Source organism: Streptomyces sp. TOM-9, assembly GCF_056858595.1.
Map to the genome: position 1 here is coordinate 6,971,853 of NZ_JBXEQB010000001.1, position 21,064 is coordinate 6,992,916.

Annotated in this window: 17 protein-coding genes; 9 read left to right on the top strand and 8 right to left on the bottom strand. The window is 72.9% G+C overall.

Annotated elements, in window-relative coordinates; genetic code table 11:
- Window positions 1-13: 13 nt before the first annotated feature.
- The 6 genes from asnB to AC1VWI_RS32430 form a co-directional block, all read right to left on the bottom strand.
- Complete coding sequence (gene asnB, locus AC1VWI_RS32405) at window positions 14-1,948, bottom strand: asparagine synthase (glutamine-hydrolyzing) (RefSeq protein WP_499514539.1); 1,935 nt, start codon at window positions 1,946-1,948, stop codon at window positions 14-16.
- A 2-nt stretch (window positions 1,949-1,950) separates the two neighbouring features.
- A complete protein-coding gene (locus AC1VWI_RS32410) occupies window positions 1,951-3,480 on the bottom strand; it encodes a Wzz/FepE/Etk N-terminal domain-containing protein (protein ID WP_499514540.1) in 1,530 nt (509 codons plus the stop codon).
- Window positions 3,477-4,844 (bottom strand): YveK family protein, encoded by a 1,368-nt coding sequence (locus AC1VWI_RS32415; RefSeq protein ID WP_499514541.1) that lies wholly within the window; start codon window positions 4,842-4,844, stop codon window positions 3,477-3,479. The genes AC1VWI_RS32410 and AC1VWI_RS32415 overlap by 4 nt, the downstream gene beginning before the upstream one ends.
- Window positions 4,841-6,106: a glycosyltransferase family 4 protein gene (locus AC1VWI_RS32420; RefSeq protein WP_499514542.1), complete on the bottom strand. Its 1,266-nt coding sequence runs from the start codon at window positions 6,104-6,106 to the stop codon at window positions 4,841-4,843. Before AC1VWI_RS32420 ends, AC1VWI_RS32415 begins: the two co-directional genes overlap by 4 nt.
- Entirely contained in the window at window positions 6,096-7,412 is a 1,317-nt protein-coding gene (locus tag AC1VWI_RS32425; RefSeq protein ID WP_499514543.1) for a nucleotide sugar dehydrogenase, read from the bottom strand. Before AC1VWI_RS32425 ends, AC1VWI_RS32420 begins: the two co-directional genes overlap by 11 nt.
- Window positions 7,413-7,485: 73 nt before the next feature.
- Window positions 7,486-8,964 carry a sugar transferase gene (locus tag AC1VWI_RS32430; RefSeq protein ID WP_499514544.1) on the bottom strand — a complete coding sequence of 493 codons (1,479 nt, stop codon included), beginning with the start codon at window positions 8,962-8,964 and terminating at the stop codon, window positions 7,486-7,488.
- Between the two features lie 975 nt (window positions 8,965-9,939).
- Between AC1VWI_RS32430 and AC1VWI_RS32435 the strand changes: the two genes are divergently transcribed.
- Both AC1VWI_RS32435 and AC1VWI_RS32440 read left to right on the top strand, forming a co-directional pair.
- Complete coding sequence (locus AC1VWI_RS32435) at window positions 9,940-10,557, top strand: TetR family transcriptional regulator (protein WP_499514545.1); 618 nt, start codon at window positions 9,940-9,942, stop codon at window positions 10,555-10,557.
- Between the two features lie 30 nt (window positions 10,558-10,587).
- Entirely contained in the window at window positions 10,588-12,261 is a 1,674-nt protein-coding gene (locus tag AC1VWI_RS32440; RefSeq protein ID WP_499514546.1) for an acyl-CoA dehydrogenase family protein, read from the top strand.
- Between the two features lie 48 nt (window positions 12,262-12,309).
- Here the strand turns inward: AC1VWI_RS32440 and AC1VWI_RS32445 are convergent, their stop codons facing one another.
- On the bottom strand, window positions 12,310-12,702 hold the full coding sequence (locus AC1VWI_RS32445) for a PPOX class F420-dependent oxidoreductase (RefSeq protein ID WP_499514547.1): 393 nt from the start codon (window positions 12,700-12,702) through the stop codon (window positions 12,310-12,312).
- Window positions 12,703-12,846: 144 nt separating this feature from the next.
- On the opposite strand from AC1VWI_RS32445, the gene AC1VWI_RS32450 reads away from it, so the two are divergent.
- From AC1VWI_RS32450 to AC1VWI_RS32460, 3 genes are all read left to right on the top strand, one after another.
- Window positions 12,847-13,860, top strand: a complete 1,014-nt coding sequence (locus AC1VWI_RS32450; protein WP_499514548.1) for an alcohol dehydrogenase — start codon at window positions 12,847-12,849, stop codon at window positions 13,858-13,860.
- A 176-nt stretch (window positions 13,861-14,036) separates the two neighbouring features.
- Entirely contained in the window at window positions 14,037-15,986 is a 1,950-nt protein-coding gene (locus AC1VWI_RS32455) for a GTP-binding protein (RefSeq protein WP_499514549.1), read from the top strand.
- Between the two features lie 85 nt (window positions 15,987-16,071).
- Window positions 16,072-17,067 (top strand): extracellular catalytic domain type 1 short-chain-length polyhydroxyalkanoate depolymerase, encoded by a 996-nt coding sequence (locus AC1VWI_RS32460; RefSeq protein ID WP_499514550.1) that lies wholly within the window; start codon window positions 16,072-16,074, stop codon window positions 17,065-17,067.
- A 38-nt stretch (window positions 17,068-17,105) separates the two neighbouring features.
- On the opposite strand, the gene AC1VWI_RS32465 is transcribed toward AC1VWI_RS32460, so the two are convergent.
- A complete protein-coding gene (locus AC1VWI_RS32465) occupies window positions 17,106-17,648 on the bottom strand; it encodes a DUF1697 domain-containing protein (RefSeq protein WP_499514551.1) in 543 nt (180 codons plus the stop codon).
- A 102-nt stretch (window positions 17,649-17,750) separates the two neighbouring features.
- Between AC1VWI_RS32465 and AC1VWI_RS32470 the strand changes: the two genes are divergently transcribed.
- The 4 genes from AC1VWI_RS32470 to AC1VWI_RS32485 all read left to right on the top strand — a co-directional run bounded on the left by AC1VWI_RS32470 (window position 17,751) and on the right by AC1VWI_RS32485 (window position 21,046).
- On the top strand, window positions 17,751-19,019 hold the full coding sequence (locus tag AC1VWI_RS32470) for an AAA family ATPase (RefSeq protein WP_499514552.1): 1,269 nt from the start codon (window positions 17,751-17,753) through the stop codon (window positions 19,017-19,019).
- 10 nt (window positions 19,020-19,029) lie between these two features.
- On the top strand, window positions 19,030-19,362 hold the full coding sequence (locus AC1VWI_RS32475) for a nucleotide pyrophosphohydrolase (RefSeq protein ID WP_499514553.1): 333 nt from the start codon (window positions 19,030-19,032) through the stop codon (window positions 19,360-19,362).
- 186 nt (window positions 19,363-19,548) lie between these two features.
- Window positions 19,549-20,004: a DUF6099 family protein gene (locus AC1VWI_RS32480; RefSeq protein ID WP_499514554.1), complete on the top strand. Its 456-nt coding sequence runs from the start codon at window positions 19,549-19,551 to the stop codon at window positions 20,002-20,004.
- A gap of 118 nt (window positions 20,005-20,122) precedes the next feature.
- Window positions 20,123-21,046 carry an LLM class F420-dependent oxidoreductase gene (locus tag AC1VWI_RS32485; protein ID WP_499514555.1) on the top strand — a complete coding sequence of 308 codons (924 nt, stop codon included), beginning with the start codon at window positions 20,123-20,125 and terminating at the stop codon, window positions 21,044-21,046.
- Window positions 21,047-21,064: the final 18 nt, after the last annotated feature.

Below are 21,064 nucleotides of genomic sequence, written 5' to 3' on the forward strand. Positions count from 1 at the left end.
TCTACGCCGTCTTCTACGCCGCCGAGCGAGAGTCCTGGCCGGACCCGGAGGTCGCGTCGCGGTACCAGTACTCGAGGGTCAGTACATGCCACAGATGCTTGGAGAAGTCCCGCTGTCCGGCGGCGTCCTCGGCGACCATGCGGGCCAGCGCGTCGCGGCGCAGGAACCCGGAAGTGACGAGCACGCCGTCGTTCACCACCTCGCGCACCAGCGGTGCCAGGTCCCGGCTCATCCATGCTCGCAGCGGGGCGCTGAACAGGCCCTTGGGCCGGTACACGATCTCCCGGGGCAGGATCGAGGTGGCCGCCTCCTTGAGGACGGCCTTGCCCTGCCGTCCGACGATCTTGCGGTCGCCGGGCACGGCGAACGCCGCCCTGACCACCTCGACGTCCACGTACGGCACCCGCACCTCGGTCGACGCGGCCATGCTCGACCGGTCCGTGTAGGTGAGGTTCAGGCCCGGCAGGAACATCCGGGCGTCGCCCAGGCACATGCGGTTGACGAAGTCGTCCAGGTCGTTGTCCTGGTAGACGTCCGCGTGCTCGGTCAGCACGTCATCGACCGACCCGGCCAGGTCCGGATCGACCAGGGCGAGCAGCTCGTCCTGGTCGTACATGGTGTAGCTGCGCCGGAACGCGGTCTCCTCCGGCAGATCGGCGAAGGACAGGAACCGCTTCGCGAAGCGCACCGACCGGTACCCCCGGCGGGCCGTTGCGACCGGCAGCCGGTCCACGGCCGCGGACAGGCCGCGCCGCACGGACCGCGGGATGCGCTGATAGCGCAGCGCGATCGTGTTGGCCAGGTGCTTGCGGTAACCGGCGAACAGCTCGTCGGCGCCCATCCCCGAGAGCATCACCTTGACCCCGGCCTCCCGGGCGGCCGAGCAGATCAGGAACGTGTTGATGGCGGCGGGGTCGCCGATCGGCTCGTCCAGGTGGTGGGTCATCCGCGGCAGCAGGTCGAGCACGTTCGGAGCGATCTCGATCTCGTGCAGGTCGACGCCGAACCGCTCGGCCACCTGCCGGGCGTAGCGCAGGTCGTCCGGCATCGCCTCGAACTTGGCGTCCTCGGCGCGGAACCCGATCGTGTAAGCGGAGATCCCGGGGCGGTCGCGGGCGGCCAGCGCGGTCAGGTAGCTCGAGTCCAGCCCGCCGGACAGGAAGGTCGCCACGGGTACGTCGGAGAGCAGGTGGCGCCGGGTCGACTCCTCGACGACGGCGGCGATGTCCGGCTGCTCGCCGCTGAGGGCCCGCTCCCGTCCCTCGGCGGCGACGTCCTTGAGGTTCCAGAACCGGCCGCGCTCCACGCGGCCGTCGGGCCGGCACCGCAGCCAGGTCCCCGGCGGCAGCTTCTCCGCTTCGCGGAACGCGCACCGCGAGTCCGGCACCCAGTAGTACAGCAGCGAGGCCACCAGCGCCGCAGGGTCCACCTGCAGCGACCCGCCGGTCACGGCGGCGAGCGCCTTGAGCTCGGAGGCGAACACCAGACCCTCGCCGCGCCGGAGCAGGAACAGCGGCTTGATGCCGAGCTGGTCGCGGGCGAGCACCAGTTCACCGGTTCGCTCGTCGAAGATCCCGAACGCGAACATGCCGCGCAGCCGGGGCAGGCAGTCCGTGCCCCAGCGCCGCCAGGCCTCCAGCAGGACCTCGGTGTCGGAGGTACCGCGGAAGCGCACCCCGGCGGAGGCCAGTTCGGCACGCAGCTCGGGCGCGTTGTACAGCTCGCCGTTGTACGTCAGGACCAGGCCGTCCGAGACCATCGGCTGGGCGCCGGTCTCGGACAGGTCGATGATGGCCAGCCGGCGGTGCCCGAGGTGCACTTCGCCGTCACCGACGGGATGGCCGTACCGGCCCGCGCCGTCCGGACCGCGGTGGGCGAGGGTGTCGGTGAGCCGGTCGGCCACGGCCTTCCCGTCCGGCCATCGGTACGTGCCTGCGATGCCACACATGTCTAGCGCGCCTCCTGGTCGCTGTCCGGGACCCGTGCGGCCCACGACGGCTGCTTCGGCCGCGGTTGGCCCGTCCCGCTCTGCCGGGCCAGCCGTTCGTTGTGGCCGCGCAGCGCGGTGTGCAGCCCGTCCCACAGCGTGCCGTCGGTCCGGTCACGCGGATCGGGGTCGATCAGCACCACACCGATCACCGGGATGCGCAGGTCCGCGAGCTGCCGCGCCACGGTGTGCAGCCATGCGGCGCTGCCGTGCCCGGCACGCACGACGAGCACCGTCTGGGTGCCGAGGAACTGGAGGTCGGTCCACGCCGTGCCGGGCGCGACCGAGCCGACGCCGAGCCGGCGCACCTCGTCCGACACGGTCGCGGCACGCTCGCCGACGACCACGGCCGGGTCTCCCGACTTCCGGCGGCGGTTGGCGAGCTGCCGGCCGGGCAGACCGTCGATGATCACCACGGGCCTATCCGCCGCCAGTGCGCCGGCGAGGTCCAGGGCGATCACGCTCACGCCGCGTGCGCAGCCCAGTTCCAGCAGCGACACCGGTTCCGCGGAGCCGCGTACGGTGCGGGCCAGGGTCGCGGTGAGCCGTTCGCGTGCCGCCCGGGTCCGCCGGCGCTGCCACCGCCCGGCCGACCGGCGGCGGGGCGTGCGGCGCAGCTCCGCGATGACCGAGGCGCCCAGGTTCGCCGCGATCTCCCGGCGCAGCACGGGGCGGTCCGCCACCACCGCGCCGACCGCGGCCAGCGCGAGCCCGAGCACGAGCCCGAGGCCGAGTCCGATCGCGGAGTTGGTGGCAGCGGCCTTGGGCAGGGAGTGCTGCACCGCGCGCGGGGCGTCCACGATCTGCGTGCCGGCGATGAGCTGGGGCGTGCCGACGCCCGCCTCCGCGGCGCGCTGGTCGAAATCGGCGATGCGCGAGGTGAGTTCGGCCCGGCGGGCGAAGAGCGACTCGAGGTTCGCCGACGCGTTCGGGTCGCTCTCCGGCGGCCCTTCTCCGATCGACTTGTTGACCTGGGCGAGTTCGTCCCGCATGCGGTCACGCTGGTCGAGCAGGGTCTTGGCCTCGGCGTTCGCGGCCTTCTGTATCCGCTCGACATGGTCCGCGACGAAGGCGTCGGCCAGTGCTTTGGCGCGGGCCACGGCTTCCGCGTCGCTGTCACCCGTCACGTTGATCTGCAGCAGGTTGTTGGTCAGACCGATGCCCCGGTAGTCCCGCATGAAGTGTTCCGGGTCTTCCGAGGACCTCAGCGACCGCAGGGCCTCACCGGCGATCTGCGTGGTCTCCAGCAGCGCGGCGTCGGTGCGGATCAGCGTTCCGGGGTCGTTCGGCTGGTCCGCCTGATGGGCGACCAGCACCGTGGTCACCGCGGTCGGCTGCGGTGGCAGCAGGACCGCGCCCCCCGCGCCGACCAGCAACCCCAGCAGCGCCACGGAACACCACAGGCGGCGGCGCCTGCGTACCGCCACCACCAGCGCCTGCAGGTCCAGCAGCGGAGCGGCTGCCGGCGACTGCGAAGTCGTGCTCGTCGTCACACCGAACCTCCCATCGCGTCGACGCCCACCGTGACCGCCGGCGTGGCGCCGTCCGGAGGACGCGCGGCAGACCGGGCCCGACGGTCCCTGACCGCGCCGGCGACGACGATGCCGACGACCGTATGCCGGGCGTCCGCACATGCCTCGCCGATGCCGGCGAGCTCCCCTGCCGTCCAGCTGCCCGCGCTGAGCACGACCAGGACACCGGACTCGGTGTCGCGGTCCGGCACCAACGGCCGGGACACCGAAACCCCCACCACCCGCAGCAGCGGATCGCTCCCGGCCTCGGCGACGAGTTGTTCGGCGGCCCGGCGGGCGGTCCCGTCGCCGTCCGGGACGACCACCAGCAGCCGCCGGGGGGCCGGAAGTTGGTCCCGGAGGCGAGCGCACACCCGGCCGTAGCGGATCTTCCTGCCGGCCTCGTCACCGGACGCGTGCAGGGCCGGCACGTCCCACCGGGTGTCGACACCCAGCAGCCGGCGGATCCGGGTCCGCGCGCCACGGCCTTCCGGCCGGTGCGCGCGCCGTCCCTCAGGTACGTCGACGGTACCCAGCAGCGCCGAACCCAGCGCCGCGGCGATCTCCGGCTCGGTGCGCGGCCGGCGACTCATCCGTGCGGCGGCGAGATGGCCGACGACCGCGAACAGCAGGAACAGCAGCGCCCCGGTGACGATGAACTGCGTCCTGGTCGGTGGTGCCTGGCCGATCGGCCGGGCCGCCGCCCCCATGACGACCATGTTGGCCTTGTTGGTCGCCGGATCGGTCTGGTCCAGCTTGTCCATGGCCTGCTCCAGCGTCGTGCGCAGCTTCTCGAGCTCGGTGCGGGCCTGCACGCTCTCCACGGTCCGGCCCGGATCGGCCGCCTTGGCGAGGTCGGTGATGCGGCGGCTGGTCTGCTCCATCAGCTCCCGCAGCGCCTCGGGATTCGCCGACGCCTCGGGATCGGTGTTGTCGCCCACGACCCGTGCGGCGAAGGTGACGTACTGCTGGGCCACCTCGTCGGAGAGCCGCTGCGCGCGCTCCGGGGTGTCGGCCGTACCCGAGATCTTGATGATGTTCCCCTCGGTGGCCTTGGCGCTCACCCGGTCCCGCAGCTCGGCGCCGCCGACCCCGGCCCAGCCGAGCGTGGCGGCCGACCGGTCGAGCACCACCGAACTGGTCGCGATCTCCGACTGGGTCAGCAGCTCGCGCTCCTCCCACGCCCCCGGCAGCAGTACCGATGCCGACGTCGTGTACCGCGGTGGGAACAGCAAGGAGGCGCCGTAGCCGACGAGCCCGCCCACCACGGCGAGGACGGCGAGCAGCCGCCAGCGCCGACGGATCATCCGCCCGATCATGGCCAGGCGTATCGTGTCATCGCTCAACGGGGCGGCCTTTTCTCTGTCGGAACCGGGTCGCCCGCCGACGCCGGAGCCCGGTCACGACAGGCGGCGGCGTAGGCGGCGAGGAGCGACCGCTGCGAGGTGCGCCAGGAGAGCTGCCCGGTGATCCGCTCCTGGCCGATCTTGCCCATCCGGGCCCGCTCCTCCGGATCGTCCAGCAGCAGTGCGATGAGCCCCGCGAATTCGGCCTCGTCGTTGGCGGGCGCGTAGACGGCGGCGTCACCGGCGGAGACCCGTGCCTCCCGGAGGTCGAACGAGACGATCGGCCGCCCCATCACCATGTACTCCAGGACCTTGTTCATGGTCGACACGTCGTTGAGCGGATTGCGCGGGTCGGGGGAGAGGCACACGTCCGCGGTCGACAGGTAGCGCACCAGGTCGGCGTCCGGGATGCGCCCGGTGAACTGCACCTGGTCCGAGAGCCCGAGCCGCCGGGACAGCTCGACCATCGCGTCGAAGGCGTCGCCGGCGCCGACGAACACCGCGTGCCAGTCGCTCCGCCCGAACTCGTCGCGCAGCTTCGCCAGGGCCCGCAAGGCGTAGTCGACGCCGTCCTGCGGACCCATGACACCGAGGTAGCACAGCAGATGAGGCTTGCCGCGCTTCAGTTCCGGCTCCGGCGGTACCGGGTGGAAACGGTCGACGTCGGGCGCGCTGCGCACCACGAAGACGTCCTCCGGCCGCTTGCCGCCACGGCGCAGCGCGACGTCCCGGTAGCTCTCGTTCGTGGCGAGCACGACGTCCGCGGCCCGGTAGGTCCGCCGTTCCAGCGCGCACACCGCGCGGTAGAGGAGGTCCTTCCCGCGGTCGAACCGGGACAGGTACAGCTCGGGCACCAGGTCGTGCTGGTCGAAGACGAACCGCGCGCCGCGCCGCTTCAGCCACAGCGCCGGCAGGAACAGCAGGTCGGGCGGGTTGCAGGCGTGGACCACGTCGACCGGACCGACCTTGCGGGCCAGCCGGAACGTGTGCCACAACGCCGATCCGTACTCGCCGAGGTAGCCGGCCGGCCCTCCGGTGGCGGCGCGCAACGGGTAGCGGTGGATCCGCACCCCGTCGATCTCCGCCTCCGGCTCCGTGTCCCGCTTGCTCCCCCGGGGACAGATGACGTGCACCTCCCAGCCCGCGTCGCGCAGCGTCGTGCACTCCTGCCACACCCGCCGGTCGAACGGCACCGACAGGTTCTCCACCAGGATCAGCGCGCGCCGGTCCGGCCGGTCGCCGCTGGTCGTGTCACCAAGCAAGGCCCATGTACCCCGGTTCGGCCCGGCGCGCCTCGGCGTCGGGAAGGCGGATGAGGTCGACGATCAGCGGGCCGTCGCCATGGGGCAGCGCCGACAGCACGGCGGGATCCCTGGTCCCGACCAGGACCACCTCGGCGTGCTCGAGCACCTCGCCGACGGAGTCCCCGAGCAGCTGCGCCAGGTGCGGCAGCCGGGTCTCGATGTACTCGCGGTTCGCGCCCATCAGCCGGGACAGGCTCACGTTGGCGTCGTGGATGCGCAGGTCGTACCCCTTGCCGAAGAGCCTCTCCGCCAGCTCGACGAGCGGGCTCTCGCGGAGGTCGTCGGTGCCGGGCTTGAAGGACAACCCGAACAGGCCCACCCGGCGCTTGCCGGTGCGCTCGACCAGCTCCACCGCGCGCTGCAGATGTTCGGAGTTGGAGGTCAGCACGTTGGCGAGGATCGGCACCGAGACGTCGGCCCGCTGCGCGGCGTGGACCAGGCTGCGCAGGTCCTTGGGCAGGCAGGAGCCGCCGAAGGCGAAGCCGGGCCGCAGGTAGGCGGGGCTGATGTTCAGCTTGCGGTCGGCCAGGAACACGTCCATCACCTGGTGCGAGTCCACCCCGAGCGCCTGGCACACCGCGCCCAGTTCGTTCGCGAAGCCGATCTTGAGGCCGTGGAACGCGTTGTCCGCGTACTTGATCGCCTCGGCCGTCGGGACCGGTACCCGGAACACCTCGCCGGGCAAGCCGTCGTACAGCGCCGTCACCACGTCGCCGCTCGCCGCGTCGAGCTCGCCGATGACGGTCTTGGGCGGGTCGAAGAAGTCCCGCACGCTCGTGCCCTCGCGCAGGAACTCCGGGTTGACCGCGACCCCGATGTCCACCCCGGCCGTGCCGCCGACGTACTTCTCCAGGATCGGCACCAGCAGGTTCAGGCAGGTGCCCGGGAGCATGGTGCTGCGGAACACGACGGTGTGCCGCCCACCCCGCTCGGCCAGCGCGGCGCCGATCTGCTCGGTGACCCGCTCCAAGTACGTGGTGCACAGGCTGCCGTTGGGCTCCGACGGTGTGCCCACGCAGATCAGTGACACCTCGCTGCCCATGATCGCCTCGCGGACGTCGCCGGTGGCGCGCAGCGCTCCGGTCCGCACGACGTCGGCGGTGAGCTCGCCGATCCGCTCCTCGACCACCGGGGCCTTGCCGTCGTTGACCAGGTCGACCTTCACCGGGTTCACGTCCACCCCGATGACCTCGTGACCCATGCTGGCCAGGCACGCTGCCGACACGCAGCCCACGTAGCCGAGCCCGAAAACGCTGACCCTCATGACCCGTTCCTCCCCCCAGGCAGGCTCTCCCGGCCTGCGATCCTCGCGCCGGCCGGACGACGACCTCCGCGCATCAGTAGGCCCCCTGCCCGTGGAGCACCGCACGCAGCGTCTTCCACAAGATCACCGTGTCCAGGGCGAGCGACCAGTCCTCCACGTACCGCAGGTCCAGCCGGACCGCCTCGTCCCACGGCAGGTCGCTGCGTCCGCTGATCTGCCACAGGCCGGTGAGCCCGGGCTTGACCAGCAGCCGCCGCCGGATGTCCGGGCCGTACGCGGCGGACTCCTCCGGCAGCGGAGGCCGCGGACCGACGAGCGACATCGAGCCGGTGAGCACGTTGAAGAGCTGCGGGAGCTCGTCGATCGAGTACCGGCGCAGCACCGCTCCCACCCGGGTCACCCGCGGATCCCGGCGGAGCTTGAACAGCAGGCCGGCACCCTCGTTGCGGTCGGCCAGCTCGGCACGTGCCCTGTCGGCCCCGGAGACCATGGTGCGGAACTTGAAGATGGTGAACTCGCGTCCGTCCTTGCCGACCCTGCGCTGGCGGTAGAACGCCCCACCCGGACTGTCGGCCAGCACGAGCAGCCCGACGAACACCATCAGCGGCGCGAACAGCATCAGCAGGACCGCCGCGCCCAGCCGGTCGACGACCTCCTTGACCGCGCGGCGGCCCCCGGTGAAGGTCGGCATGCTGAGCCGCAGCAGCGGTATCCCCAGCACCGCGTCGACGTGCAGCCGCGGGCCGGCCACCTCCATCAGCACGGGGGCCACGACCATCTCGGCGTCGCTGCCCTCGAGGTTCCAGGCAAGCCGCTGCAGCCGGTCCGGTGACCAGTGCGGGTCCGGTGTGACCGCGACGACACGGTAGCCGTTGCGGCGGACGTGGCCCGCGACGTCGGTCAGCCGGCCGACGACCGGCACCCCGTCCACGTGGTCACCGTCGAGCCCGGGAGCGTCCGCCGTGCACACGGCCTCCACCTGCCAGCCCAGGTGCGGGAACTTGCGGATCCGGGTGATCAGGTCGCGCACGGTGGCCGGGCTCCCGGCAGCGAGCACCGGTCGCAGGCACCGCCCTTCCTTCCGCTGCTTGTGCAGCCACAGGCGCAGCAGGTACCGCTCGGTCATGGTGACGAGTGCGATCGCCGGGATCGCGACGAAGATCCAGAGCTTGATGTTGCGCGAGGTGACGGCGACCCCGCCGAGCGCCAGCACGACGGCCGCCGTGCACAGTGAGCGTCCGAGCCGGCGGAACTCCTCGGCGCCCTGGCCGAGCACGGCCGGAGCCCACGAGCGGCTCACCGCAAGCGTCCCCAGCACCAGCAGCTCGGTGCCGAAGGCGAGGATCCCCCACTTCTCGTGCCAGTTGGCCGCGTCCCGGACCCCGAAGAAACTGCCGATCGCGGCCACCACGAAGGCGGTGGCCACCGTGTCGCTGGTGATCACGGCTCGGCGGTACCGCTGCTCCCATTCGATTGCGGGCCGGCTGATCGCGCCGTTCCCCAGATGCTCGCGTGCTGACGGAAACGGGCTGACTAGTCCCCCATGCCGCACAGAACCCCCCAGGTCCCCAGTGGTTCGACGTGTTCGCCCAACACGGTCCCTCCCCCCGGGAGGCCCCCGCCTCCCGCACCGTTCCTCCCCTCGGGAGGCCCCCGCCTCCCGCGCATGACTCCCGGTTATTTCGGAGTCACTTGAACAACCCACCCTGGCGGAAGCGGACTTACCGGTTCCGCTGAACTCTCGAGATGTGCCGGAACCCGTCGAAACCTCAGGGCTCCCCGCACCCAAGGCCCCTTCTCGGGCTCCAAGGACCGATCACCCCCACGTCTGGCGCCGGGTACGCGACTGCTGGCTTTCCGTTGCGCCGAACCTGTAGATCATTAATGGTCGCCTCGTGCCCGAACGGCTGAAGCAAGGTCAATCTAGACCATCGGCGCCGGTATGAAGAGTGAATGTGTGTAATTTGTGCTCAAGCTTTGAGGCTGGATCCGTCGAGCGCTGACCGCCCATGGGCGCCTTCGCGCCATCGCGCGGCCAGGCGACAACTCCCCGCTGTAGTGCACTACTTGATCTTTCCGAAGTGTGACGGTGTGTCCAATGCCGGGCGCGACCGCCTCAAGGCGCCGGTGCATGCCGCGATGCCGGCCCGGGCGTTGATGGAGGAAGTGTGGCCGAGAACAACCGGTGCTCGAAGTGCGGGGCGAGCATGATCGGAATTCATGACGCCCATGGGACGCCCATCGACTCGCAAAGCCTGGCCGGAAAGCCCGAAAACATGGCCTGATCTTTGGGTTCACCCCGCAGGGGATCCCTTGCGCGTCTTCCCGACGGCACACCACGTGGCGTGCGGAGCGGCCCTGGAGCGGGCGGAACGTGCAGATCGAGCGGCAACCAAGAGATGTGCGGCAGCAGTTGCGGGTCCCGTCACGGGGCTGCCCTGAGCTGCGGCGCGATCCGCCGGCTCCGCGGGCGGCGCGGCCGGCCGAGGGGTGGCTCGAAGCTCTGAACGGTGCTTCACTTGTTGCCATGGCCTACCGGAAGACCCCCGCGGTGCAGGACCGCCTGACCGCTGCCAGGGAGCACCTGGTGGCGCGGGCCACGGCCGTCGTCGCCGACGTGGGCTGGGCGAACGCCTCCGTCACCGCGGTGGCGGCCGCGGCCGGCATGTCCGTGGGCACGGTGTACCAGCACTTCGCGTCCAAGGGCGCGCTCGCGGTCGAGGTCTTCCGACGGGCCTCGGGCCGCGAGGTCGAGGTGCTCGGCGAGGTGCTCCGCGACGGCGCCGGCGACCCGGTGCAGCGGCTGACCCTGGGGGTCACCGTCTTCGCCCGCCGCGCCATGGAGAACCGGGGACTGGCCCACGCCCTGCTCGCGGCCCCCGCGGAACCGGCCCTGGGCGCGGAGCGCCTGGACTTCCGGCGCCGCTACCGTGCCGTCTTCGCCGAGGTGATCCGCGAAGGGATGGCCGCCGGGCTCCTCCCCGCCCAGGACCCCGAGGTCACCGCGGCGGCGCTGACCGGGGCCATCGGCGAGGTCCTGGTGGACCCGCTGTCCGCCCCCGCCGAGGGCGCCGCCGCCGACCACCTCGTCACCGAACTGGTGGCGATGTCCCTGCGCTGCGCGGGCGCCGCGCCCGCCGTCTGACTCCCCACGACCACGAAGGGCCCGACTGCCATGACCGCGATCGCAGATGCCGCGCCGCGCAGCAACCCCACCGCGCGCACGCACGAGGTGACCAACCAGGCCCCGCCGCTGGTCGGCCACGACGTCGCCGAAGACGTCGTGCTGCTGGAGGGCGTGCGCCGCGAGGGAGCCGGGTGGTACGTCGACGACCTGCACCGGCTGGGCCGGCTCGCCGGATCGGAGCAGGTGCAGCGCTGGGCCGAGGAGGCCAACCGGTACGAGCCGGTGCTGCGCACCCACGACCGGTACGGCAACCGTGTCGACGAGGTGGACTTCCACCCCTCCTACCACGCGCTCATGGAGGTCGCCCTCGCCGAGGGCCTCGCCGGCGCACCCTGGGCCGATGACCGGCCCGGCGCGCACGTGGCCCGCGCGGCCGGCTTCATGGTGTGGAGCACCGCCGAGGCCGGCCACGGCTGCCCGGTGTCCATGACCTACGCCGTCGTCCCCGCGCTGCGTGCCGCGCCGGACCTGGCGGCGGTGTACGAGCCGCTGCTCACCAGCCGCGTCTACGACCCCGGACTGCGCGCCCCCGCCGGCAAGCGCGGGCTCCTGGCGGGCATGGGGATGACCGAGAAGCAGGGCGGTACCGACGTACGGGCCAACACCACCACCGCCGTCGAGCAGCCGGACGGCACCTGGCGGCTGCGCGGGCACAAGTGGTTCACCAGCGCGCCCATGAACGACCTGTTCCTCGTGCTGGCCCAGGCCCCCGCGGGCCTGTCCTGCTTCCTGGTGCCCAGGGTGCTGCCGGACGGCAGCCGCAACACCTTCCGCATCCAGCGGCTGAAGGACAAGCTCGGCAACCGCAGCAACGCCAGCAGCGAGCCCGAGTTCGACGACACCGTGGCCTGGCTGGTCGGTCCCGAGGGCCAGGGTGTACGGACCATCATCGAGATGGTCACCATGACGCGGCTGGACTGCGTCCTCGGCTCCGCCTCCGGCACCCGTGCCGCGCTCGCCCAGGCCGCCCACCACGTCCGCCACCGCGCGGTGTCCGGGGCCCGGCTGATCGACCAGCCCCTGATGCGCAACGTCATCGCCGACCTGGGCCTGGAGTCCGAGGCCGCCACCACCCTCGCGCTGCGCGTCGCCGGAGCGGTCGACCGGGCCCGCCGCGGGGACGCGCAGGAGCGGGCCTTCCTGCGGCTGGCCACCGCGGTCGGCAAGTACTGGGTGTGCAAGCGGCAGCCCGCGGCGGTCGCGGAGGCGCTGGAGTGCCTGGGCGGCAACGGCTACGACGAGGCGTCCGGCATGCCCCGGCTCTACCGCGAGGCCCCGCTGAACGGCATCTGGGAGGGCTCGGGCAACGTCAACGCCCTCGACGTGCTGCGCGCCCTGACCCGTGAGCCGGACTCCCTCGATGCCTTCCGCGCCGAGGTCGAGGCCGCCGCGGGCGGCGACGCCCGCCTCGACGAGGCGTGGCGCCAGGTGCGCGGCGAGCTGGTGCCCACCGAGGACGCCCCGCTGCGGGCCCGCCGTCTGGTCGAGCGCCTGGCGCTGGTGCTGCAGGGTTCGCTGCTCGTCCGGTACGCGCCGGCACCGGTCGCGGACGCCTTCTGCGCCTCCCGCCTGGCCGGCGACCGGGGCCTGGCCTTCGGCACCCTCCCGGCCGGGACGGACCTGGCCGCCGTCATCGAGCGCGTGCCCGGCGCCACGGGCTGAACGGGCCGGGGTCCGCGGCCGCCTGCCGCGGTCGCGGACCCGCCGCGGTCACGCCGTGCCGCTGATGCTCTCGGCCTCGATCACGAAGACCACGCGCACCTGGTCACGGCCGCCGTACCAGGGGTAGGGGCCGCCGGTGTACCGGTGCGAGAGCTTCTCGATGTGGTCGGCCGCGCCCTCCGTGGTCACCTCGCGCACGCGCCCGCGGACCTGGAAGTAGCGGGACGGGTCGTCCGGATCGGAGACGGCGACGGCCACCCGCGGGTCCCGCGCGATGTTCCGCGTCTTCACGTGGCTCTGGACGCTGTTGACGAGCACATGCTCGCCGTCCGTGTCGACCCACGTCTGGGTCAGCTGCGGCGAGCCGTCCGGCATGGTGGTCGCCAGGAAGCACAGGCTCGGGCGGTGCAGGAGGTCGAGCAGGTCGGCGGGTAGTTTCACGGTGATCCCTCGGTCGGCTGGGCGCAGCCTACGCTCCCCGCCCGGCGGCCCGGCGACCGGTGCTCGGCGCGAGAAATCACGCCCCCGGGGTCACGATGGGTGGGAAGGGCGCCACGCGCCGCAACTGCTCACACACGGACGGCCATGAACTCCATGCGGGTGGCCCAGGTCGCAGAACCGGGCGGACCATTCGAAATCGTCGAGCGCGCGCTGCCGGAGCCCGGCCCCGGCCACGTCCGGATCGCCGTCGAGGCGTCGGGCGTCTGCCACAGTGACGCCGGCTTCGTGTACAACTCCTTCCCCCACATCACCTTCCCCCTGGTCGCCGGCCACGAGGTCGCCGGGCGCATCGACGCCCTCGGTGAGGGCGTGCGGCACTGGACGGTGGGCGACCGCGTGGAGGTCGGCTGGTTCGGCGGGCACTGCGGGCACTGCCCGCCCTGCCGAGAGGGCGACTTCATCGACTGCCGGAACCTGCAGGTGCCCGGCTGGGCGTACGAGGGCGGCTACGCCACGCACATGGTCGCGCCGGTCAACGCGCTGGCCCGGATCCCCGACGGGCTGACCGCGGTCGACGCCGCCCCCCTCGGCTGCGCCGGCGTCACCACGTACAACGCCTTCAAGAAGAGCTCCGCCCGGCCCGGCGACCTCGTCGCGGTGATCGGCATCGGCGGCCTCGGCCACCTCGCGGTGCAGTACGCGGCCGCGTTCGGCTTCGAGACGGTCGCCGTGGCGCGAGGCGAGGACAAGCGGGCCCTGGCCATGGAGCTCGGCGCCCACCACTACATCGACAGTTCCGCCGGCGACCCGGCCAAGGAGATCCAGGCCCTCGGCGGGGCCACCGCGGTGCTCGCCACGGCCTCCAACTCCCAGGCCATGGCGGCCGGTGTCGAGGGTCTCCAGCCGCGCGGCGAGCTGATCGTCATCGGGATCGACTCCGAGCCGCTGCCGATCACCCCGGCCCAGCTGATCCTGTCGTCCCGTTCGGTCGTCGGGCACCCGTCCGGCACCTCGCGCGACGTCGAGCACACGATGGACTTCAGCGCGCTCGCGGGGATCCGCCCGATGACCGAGACGGTGCCGCTGGAGGAGGTCAACGAGGCGTTCGCCCGCATGATGTCCGGCGCCGCGCGCTTCCGCATGGTCCTCGTCCCCTGAGCCGCCCGGGTGCCGCCGGCCGGCCGGCGGCAGGGGGTAATCCGGTTGCCCCCGGCCCGCGGCCTCTGCTGCACTGCCAGGACCACAGGCCATCCACCGGGGAGTCGTGATCATGCGGGGACTGCACATGTCCACCCAGCCCGAATTCATCGCCCATTCGGAGGACATGGCATTCCATGCACGTGCTCAACCTTGGGATCCTGGCGCATGTTGACGCCGGGAAGACCAGCCTGACCGAGCGGCTGCTGCACACCGCCGGCGTCATCGACACGCTCGGCAGCGTCGACGACGGCAGCACCCAGACCGACACCCTGGCCCTGGAACGGGCGCGGGGCATCACCATCAGGTCCGCCGTCGCCTCGTTCGCGATCGGCGACGACATCACCGTCAACCTCATCGACACCCCCGGCCACCCGGACTTCATCGCGGAGGTGGAACGGGCGCTCGGCGTCCTCGACGGCGCCGTGCTCGTGGTGTCGGCGGTGGAGGGCGTACAGGCGCAGACCCGCGTGCTGATGCGGACGCTGCACCGGCTGCGCATCCCCACCCTGCTCTTCGTCAACAAGACGGACCGTTCCGGCGCCAGGGACGCCGAAGTGCTGCGCGCCCTCGCGGAGCGGCTCAGCCAGGGCTGCGTGGCCATGGGCCGCGTCGAGGGCCTCGGCACCCGGGACGCGCGCTCCACGCCGTACGGTCCGGACGACACCGGGTTCACCACCCGGCTGCTGGACGTCCTGTCCGTGCGGGACGAGGAGCTCCTTGCCGCCTACGTCGCGGACGGGACGGCGCCGTCCTACCCGCGGCTGCGGGCGGCACTCGCCGCCCAGACGCGCGGGGCACTGGTCCATCCGGTCTACTTCGGATCGGCCGTCACCGGAGCCGGGGTGGACGCCCTGGTCCGGGGGATCGCGGAACTGCTCCCCGTCGCCGCGAGCAGCGCGGAGGGCCCGGTCTCCGGCACCGTCTTCAAGATCGAACGCGGCCCCGCGGGGGAGAAGATTGCCCACGTACGGATGTTCTCGGGGACCGTCCGCGTACGGGACCGCCTGCCGCACGGCGCCGGGGAGGAGGGCAAGGTCACCGCGGTCAGCGTGTTCGAGCGCGGCGTGGACACGCCCGGGGAGGCGGTCCGCGCGGGGCAGATCGGCAGGCTCTGGGGGCTCGGCGGGATCCGCGTCGGTGACGCGATCGGCGAACCGCACCGTACGGCCCCCGGCGCGGACCGGCACTTCGCGCCGCCCACGCTGGAGACGGTCGTCGTGCCCCGCCGGCCGGCGGACGCGGGCGCGCTGCACGTGGCGCTCACCCGGCTCGCCGAACAGGACCCGCTGATCGACCTGCGGCTGGACGACGTGCGGCAGGAGATCGCCGTCTCCCTCTACGGAGAGGTGCAGAAGGAGGTCGTCCAGGCGACGCTGGCGGACGACTTCGGCGTCGAGGTGACCTTCGAGGAGACCACGACGATCCACATCGAGCGGCCGGTGGGCACGGGCGCGGCCGCCGAGGTCATCCACACCGGCTCCAACCCCTTCCTGGCGACCGTGGGACTGCGCGTCGACCCGGCACCGACGGGCAGCGGGGTGGCGTTCGGTCTGGAGGTCGAACTCGGCTCCATGCCCTACGCCTTCATCCGGGCCGTCGAGGAGACCGTCACCGAGACGCTGCGGCACGGCCTGTACGGCTGGCGGGTCGTCGACTGCACGGTCACCATGACGCACTCGGGTTACGCCGCTCGGCAGAGCCACGCGCACGCGGTGTTCGACAAGAGCATGTCGAGCACCGCCGGGGACTTCCGGGGCCTCACCCCGGTGGTGCTGATGCGCGCGCTGGAACAGGCGGGCACGGTCGTCTGCGAGCCGGTCCACCGCTTCACCCTCGACCTCCCCGAGCAGGCCTACGCCCGGGTGCTGCCCGTCCTCGCCCGGCTGGGCGCGGTGCCGCGCACCTCGGCGCCGCAGGGTGCGTCCTACGTCGTCGAGGGCGACGTCCCCGCATCGCAGGTGCACGCCCTGGAACGCCGACTGCCCGCCCTGACCAGCGGCGAGGGCGTGCTGGAGTACGTCTTCGACCACTGGCGGGAGGTACGCGGCGAGCCCCCGGCGCTGCCCGGGCACCGGAGGGACTGAGCGGTCCGGGGCACCACGCGCGGCGCCCGCGATGTGGTGCCCCGGGCCATGTCGCGGGCGTCGCACGGCTCCTACCGTCCGGCGCATGACCTTACTCAGAGCCGCACTCCACCGGGGCCGCCCGCGTGCCGCCCTGCTCGCCGTCCTCGTGGCGCTCCTCGCCGCCCTCGTCCCCGTCCGTCCCGCCCACGCCGCCGGCGCGATCGAGGAGGTGACGGGCTTCGGCAGCAACCCGGGCGCGCTGCGGATGTACCGCTACGTCCCCGCCGGGCTGCCGCAGGGCCGGCCGGTCGTCGTCGCCCTCCACGGCTGCACCCAGAACGCCCAGGGGTACGGCGCCCAGAGCGGCTGGACCGCCCTGGCGGACCGCTGGGGCTTCTCCGTGGTGCTGCCCGGGCAGACCTCGGCCAACAACCTCAGCCAGTGCTTCAACTGGTTCCAGACCGGCGACATCGCGCGCGGCCAGGGCGAGGCCGCCTCCATCCGGCAGATGACCGACCGTCAGATCGCGGACGCCGGCGCGGATCCGTCCCGGGTGTACGTCACCGGGCTCTCCGCGGGCGGCGCGATGACCGCGGTGATGATGGCGGCCTATCCCGACGTGTACGCCGCGGGCGGCGTGGTCGCCGGGCTGCCGTACGGCTGCGCGCAGGCGGCGGGTTCGCCGTACGTGTGCATGTACGTCGGCGCGACGCAGACCCCCGCGCAGTGGGGCGCCCGGGTCCGCGCCGCCTTCCCCTCGCACGCGGGCCCGTGGCCGCGGCTGACCGTCTTCCAGGGCACCGCCGACTACACGGTCAAGCCCGTCAACATGGACGACCTCGTACGGCAGTGGACGGATGTGCACGGCGCCGACCAGACCGCCGACGTCTCCGACACCGTGGCGGGCTTCCCGCACCGGACGTACAAGGACGCTTCGGGCGCCGCCGTCGTCGAGACGTACAGCATCACGGGCATGGGCCACGGCCAGCCCGTCGACCCGGGCAGCGGGGCGGCCCAGTGCGGCACGGCGGCCGCCTACATGCTCGACGTCAACCTCTGCGCGGCGTACCGGCTCGGGACGGGCTGGGGCCTGGGCTGAGCGGGAGGGGGTGACGGGGCGCGCGCCGGCCCGCCCCGTCACTCCGTGGCCATCGCCGCCAGGCGGGTCACGGTGTTCCAGTTGCGGGCCGTGGCCGTCAGGCCCAGGCGCTTCTCCCACAGCGCGTGGGACAGCCGGGTCTTCTGCACCCCGCCCGGGCAGTGCACGTAGATCTCGCGCTCGCCGGGGCGGAAGTCGTCGGGCGCGTAGTCGGCCGGGTCGAGACCGGCGATCCGGTCCGGATCGACCGGCCCGGACAGGAAGGTGACCAGGAAGCGCGCGGGATCGACGCCCGTCATGTCGAACGGGTTGCGCTCGACGACCCCGGCGAGTGCGGTCGCCTCGCGGACGACGCACGGCACCTTCCGCCCGTCGAACGCGGCGGCGATGGCCGCCTCCAGCGCGTCCGCCAGCTTCCCCGGGTCGGCCTGCTCGTGCTCGAACAGGGCGTTGCCGCTCTGCAGATGGGTGCGCACGCAGGTGCCGCCGATCTCCTCCAGCAGCTGTCGCAGGTCCTGCATCGGGAGCCTGGTCGTCGCTCCGACGTTGATCCCGCGCAGGAGCGCCACGTATCCGGTCACCCCGCCACATTAACCGTCGCCTCGCCGGGCTTACCCACTTTCGGAGGACCACCGGCCCGGCGGAACGGTTCGGCACCGGGCGCCGCCGCTACGTTCGCGTCCATGAGCACGAAGCGTGACCGCCCGGTCGTCACCGAACTGCGGCTCTCCGCCTTCAAGTCGCATCGCGGCGCGAGCTTCCCGCTCGGGCCGCTCACCCTGCTGGGCGGCGCGAGCGGGACCGGCAAGTCCAGCGTCCTGGAGGGCCTCGGCCTGCTCGGCCGGCTCGCCGCGGGCGAGGAACTGGCGACGGCGTTCGACGGCGTGCGCGGGGGAGTGGCGGCCTGCGTGCCCCACGCGGCCCGGCCGGACGCGGAGGGGCGGCGCGGATTCCGCATCGGGTGCACGGTGGACGGCGCGGTCGGCCCCGTCGTGCTCGACGTCGCCGTGCAGACCGAACCCGAACTGCGCATCGTCGGCGAGCGGTTGACCGGCGCCGGGGAGACCCTGCTCGCCACCGCGCTGCGCGACCCGGGACGGCGCACGGTCCAGGCGGCCTGGCACACGGCGGGGCTGGTCCCGGTGACCCGGGCCCCGCTGCCCGACGACCGGCTGGCCACCTCCCTGCTGCCGCTGCGCGTCGCGGGGACGACCGAGGGGCAGCGGCTGGTGCTCGCCGCCGCCGAGCAGACGGTGCTCGCGCTGCGCGGGGCGTTCCCCGTCGACCCCCGGCCGCACGCGATGCGGGAACCCGCGCGCGTGGCGGACGGCCTGCTCCGCGGCGGCTGCGACAACCTCTCGGCGGTGCTGCGCCGCACCCAGGGCGAGTGCCGTACGCGGCACGCGGCGCTGGTCGGTGCCCTGCGGGCGGTGTGCAGCCCGCCCGTCGAGGGCCTGACGGTGATCCCCGCGGGGGAGCCGGGGACGGGGGCGTACGCGGAGTCCGTACTCGCGGCCGTCGACCGGGGACCGCTGGGGCTGGTGCCGGTGGACCGGCTCGGCGACGGGGAGTTGCGCTTCCTCGCGCTGGCGCTGGTGCTGCTCACCGGGCCGGGCGTGCTGGAGGTGGACACCAGCGGCGAGGTGCCGGACGCCGTGCAGGTACTCACGGTCCTGGCGGACGGACTGGACGCCGGTCTCGACCGGGCGCAGACGCGGCAGTTGCTGGCGCTGGCCGCCCTGGTCGCCGAGCGCGGCCACATCAGGCTGCTCGGCACGGTGCACGACCCCTCGGTGGCCGAGGGGGCGGACGGGGTCACCCTGCTGCGCCTCGGGAGCGCCGCGGCCGACCCGGAACGGGTGCCGGCCCAGGGGGCGGGTCCGGACGCGCCGGACACCGGGGCCCCGCCGGCCGGGCAGGCCACGGCGCAGCACGCGGCGGCGATGGGGTAGACCTGCGGGTGTGACCGAGGATCTGCACGCGCTGCAGCGCAGGCTGGCCGCCTTCGCGGCCGCCCGGCGCTGGGAGCCGTACCACACGCCCAAGAACCTGGCCGTGGCCCTGAGCGTCGAGGCCTCCGAGCTCCTGGAGATCTTCCAGTGGCTCACGCCCGAGCAGGCGACACGGGTCATGGAGGACCCCGACAGCGCCCACCGGGTACGAGACGAGGTGGCGGACGTGCTCGCGTACCTGCTGCAGTTCTGCGAGGTGCTCGGCGTCGACGTGCTCGAGGCGCTGTCCGCCAAGATCGACCGCAACGAGCTGCGCTTCCCGCTGCCAGGGGCCGGGGACTGAGGCGCGCGGCGGCGGGTGCGCCACGGGTGCGGGGGTTCCGGTCAACCGCGCGTTCGCCCGTTGTCACGGGCGGCTGAGCGGGTTGTCCACAGGCGGGAACCGGCCACTTCCACCTCGCGTCGCGATCCGTCACTCTGAGTGAGGAACGGGATCGACGGGGCGGAGACGGGGCGGAGGTGCGTCGTGATGGACGCGGTACGGCTGATCCGGGCCACGCGGGAGGCGCTGCGAAGCGGCGGGACCGAGCGTGAGCTGATGGCGGAGGCCTGGCAGGTGCAGGCGCTGACGGAGGCGGTCGGCAGCCACCTCGCCCTCCACGGGGCGCCCGAGCTGCGCACCCCCGGCTTCTCCGTCTGCGAGGCGGGCGGCAGGGCCTGCGGCGCCACGGGGCCGCCGGGGGTGGCCTCCGGGCCGTTGCGGGCGTCCCTGCTCACCGACGTGCGCGAGCCGGCCGGGACCTTGCGCGAACTGCGCGAGCTGCTGTCGGAGCTGGGCATGGCCCTGGTCTCGGTGGCCTGCACCGCCGAGAGCGAGACGGAGTACTGGCAGTGCATCGAGGCGGTGGACGCCGCCGACGAGTCCAAGGACCGGGTGGGTGTGCTCCTGCGCGCGGTCGAGGCGCGGCAACGGGAGGGCGCATGAACGGCAAGCCTCCTGCGCGGGAACGGAGTTGGCGGATTGCCGTTGCCTCTGGTCGGAGAAGGTGCCACGCGCCACAGGTTGCCGATCGATTCGGACCGGAGAGGTGCAGGATGGAGTCATGGATCTTCGAATCTTCACCGAGCCCCAGCAAGGGGCCTCGTACGACACCCTGCTCTCCGTCGCCAAGGCGACCGAGGAGCTCGGCTTTGATGCCTTCTTCCGGTCGGACCACTACCTCAAGATGGGCGACGCGGACGGCCTGCCGGGGCCGACCGACGCGTGGATCACCCTGGCCGGCCTCGCCCGCGAGACGAAGCGGATCCGGCTCGGCACCCTGATGACGGCCGCCACGTTCCGGCTGCCCGGTGTGCTCGCCATCCAGGTCGCGCAGGTGGACCAGATGTCGGGCGGCCGCGTCGAGCTGGGCCTGGGCGCCGGGTGGTACGCGGACGAGCACGCCGCGTACGGCATCCCCTTCCCGAAGGAGAAGTTCGCCCGGCTGGAGGAGCAGCTCGCCATCGTCACCGGGCTGTGGGGCACCCCGATGGGCGAGACCTTCGACTTCAAGGGCGCGCACTACACGGTGGAGAACTCGCCCGCCCTGCCCAAGCCGGCCCAGGCGAAGCTCCCCGTCCTCATCGGCGGGCACGGCGCCAGGCGCACCCCGCGGCTCGCGGCCCGCTACGCCGACGAGTTCAACCTGCCGTTCGGTTCGCTGGAGGACACCGCCCAGCAGTTCGCCCGGGTCCGGGAGGCCGCCGAGGCACACGGCCGGGGCAAGGACGAGATCGTCTACTCCAACGCCCTCGTCGTGTGCGTCGGCAAGGACGACGCCGAGGTCGCCCGCCGGGCCGCCACCATCGGCCGCGAGGTCGAGGAGCTCAAGGCCAACGGCCTCGCCGGGTCCCCTGCCGAGGTCGTCGACAAGATCGGCCGCTACGCCGAGCTCGGTGCCACCCGCTTCTACCTGCAGATCCTGGACCTGAGCGACCTCGGGCACCTGGAACTGATCGCCTCCGAGGTCCAGTCGCAGCTCGGCTGACCCCGGCACACCACCGCA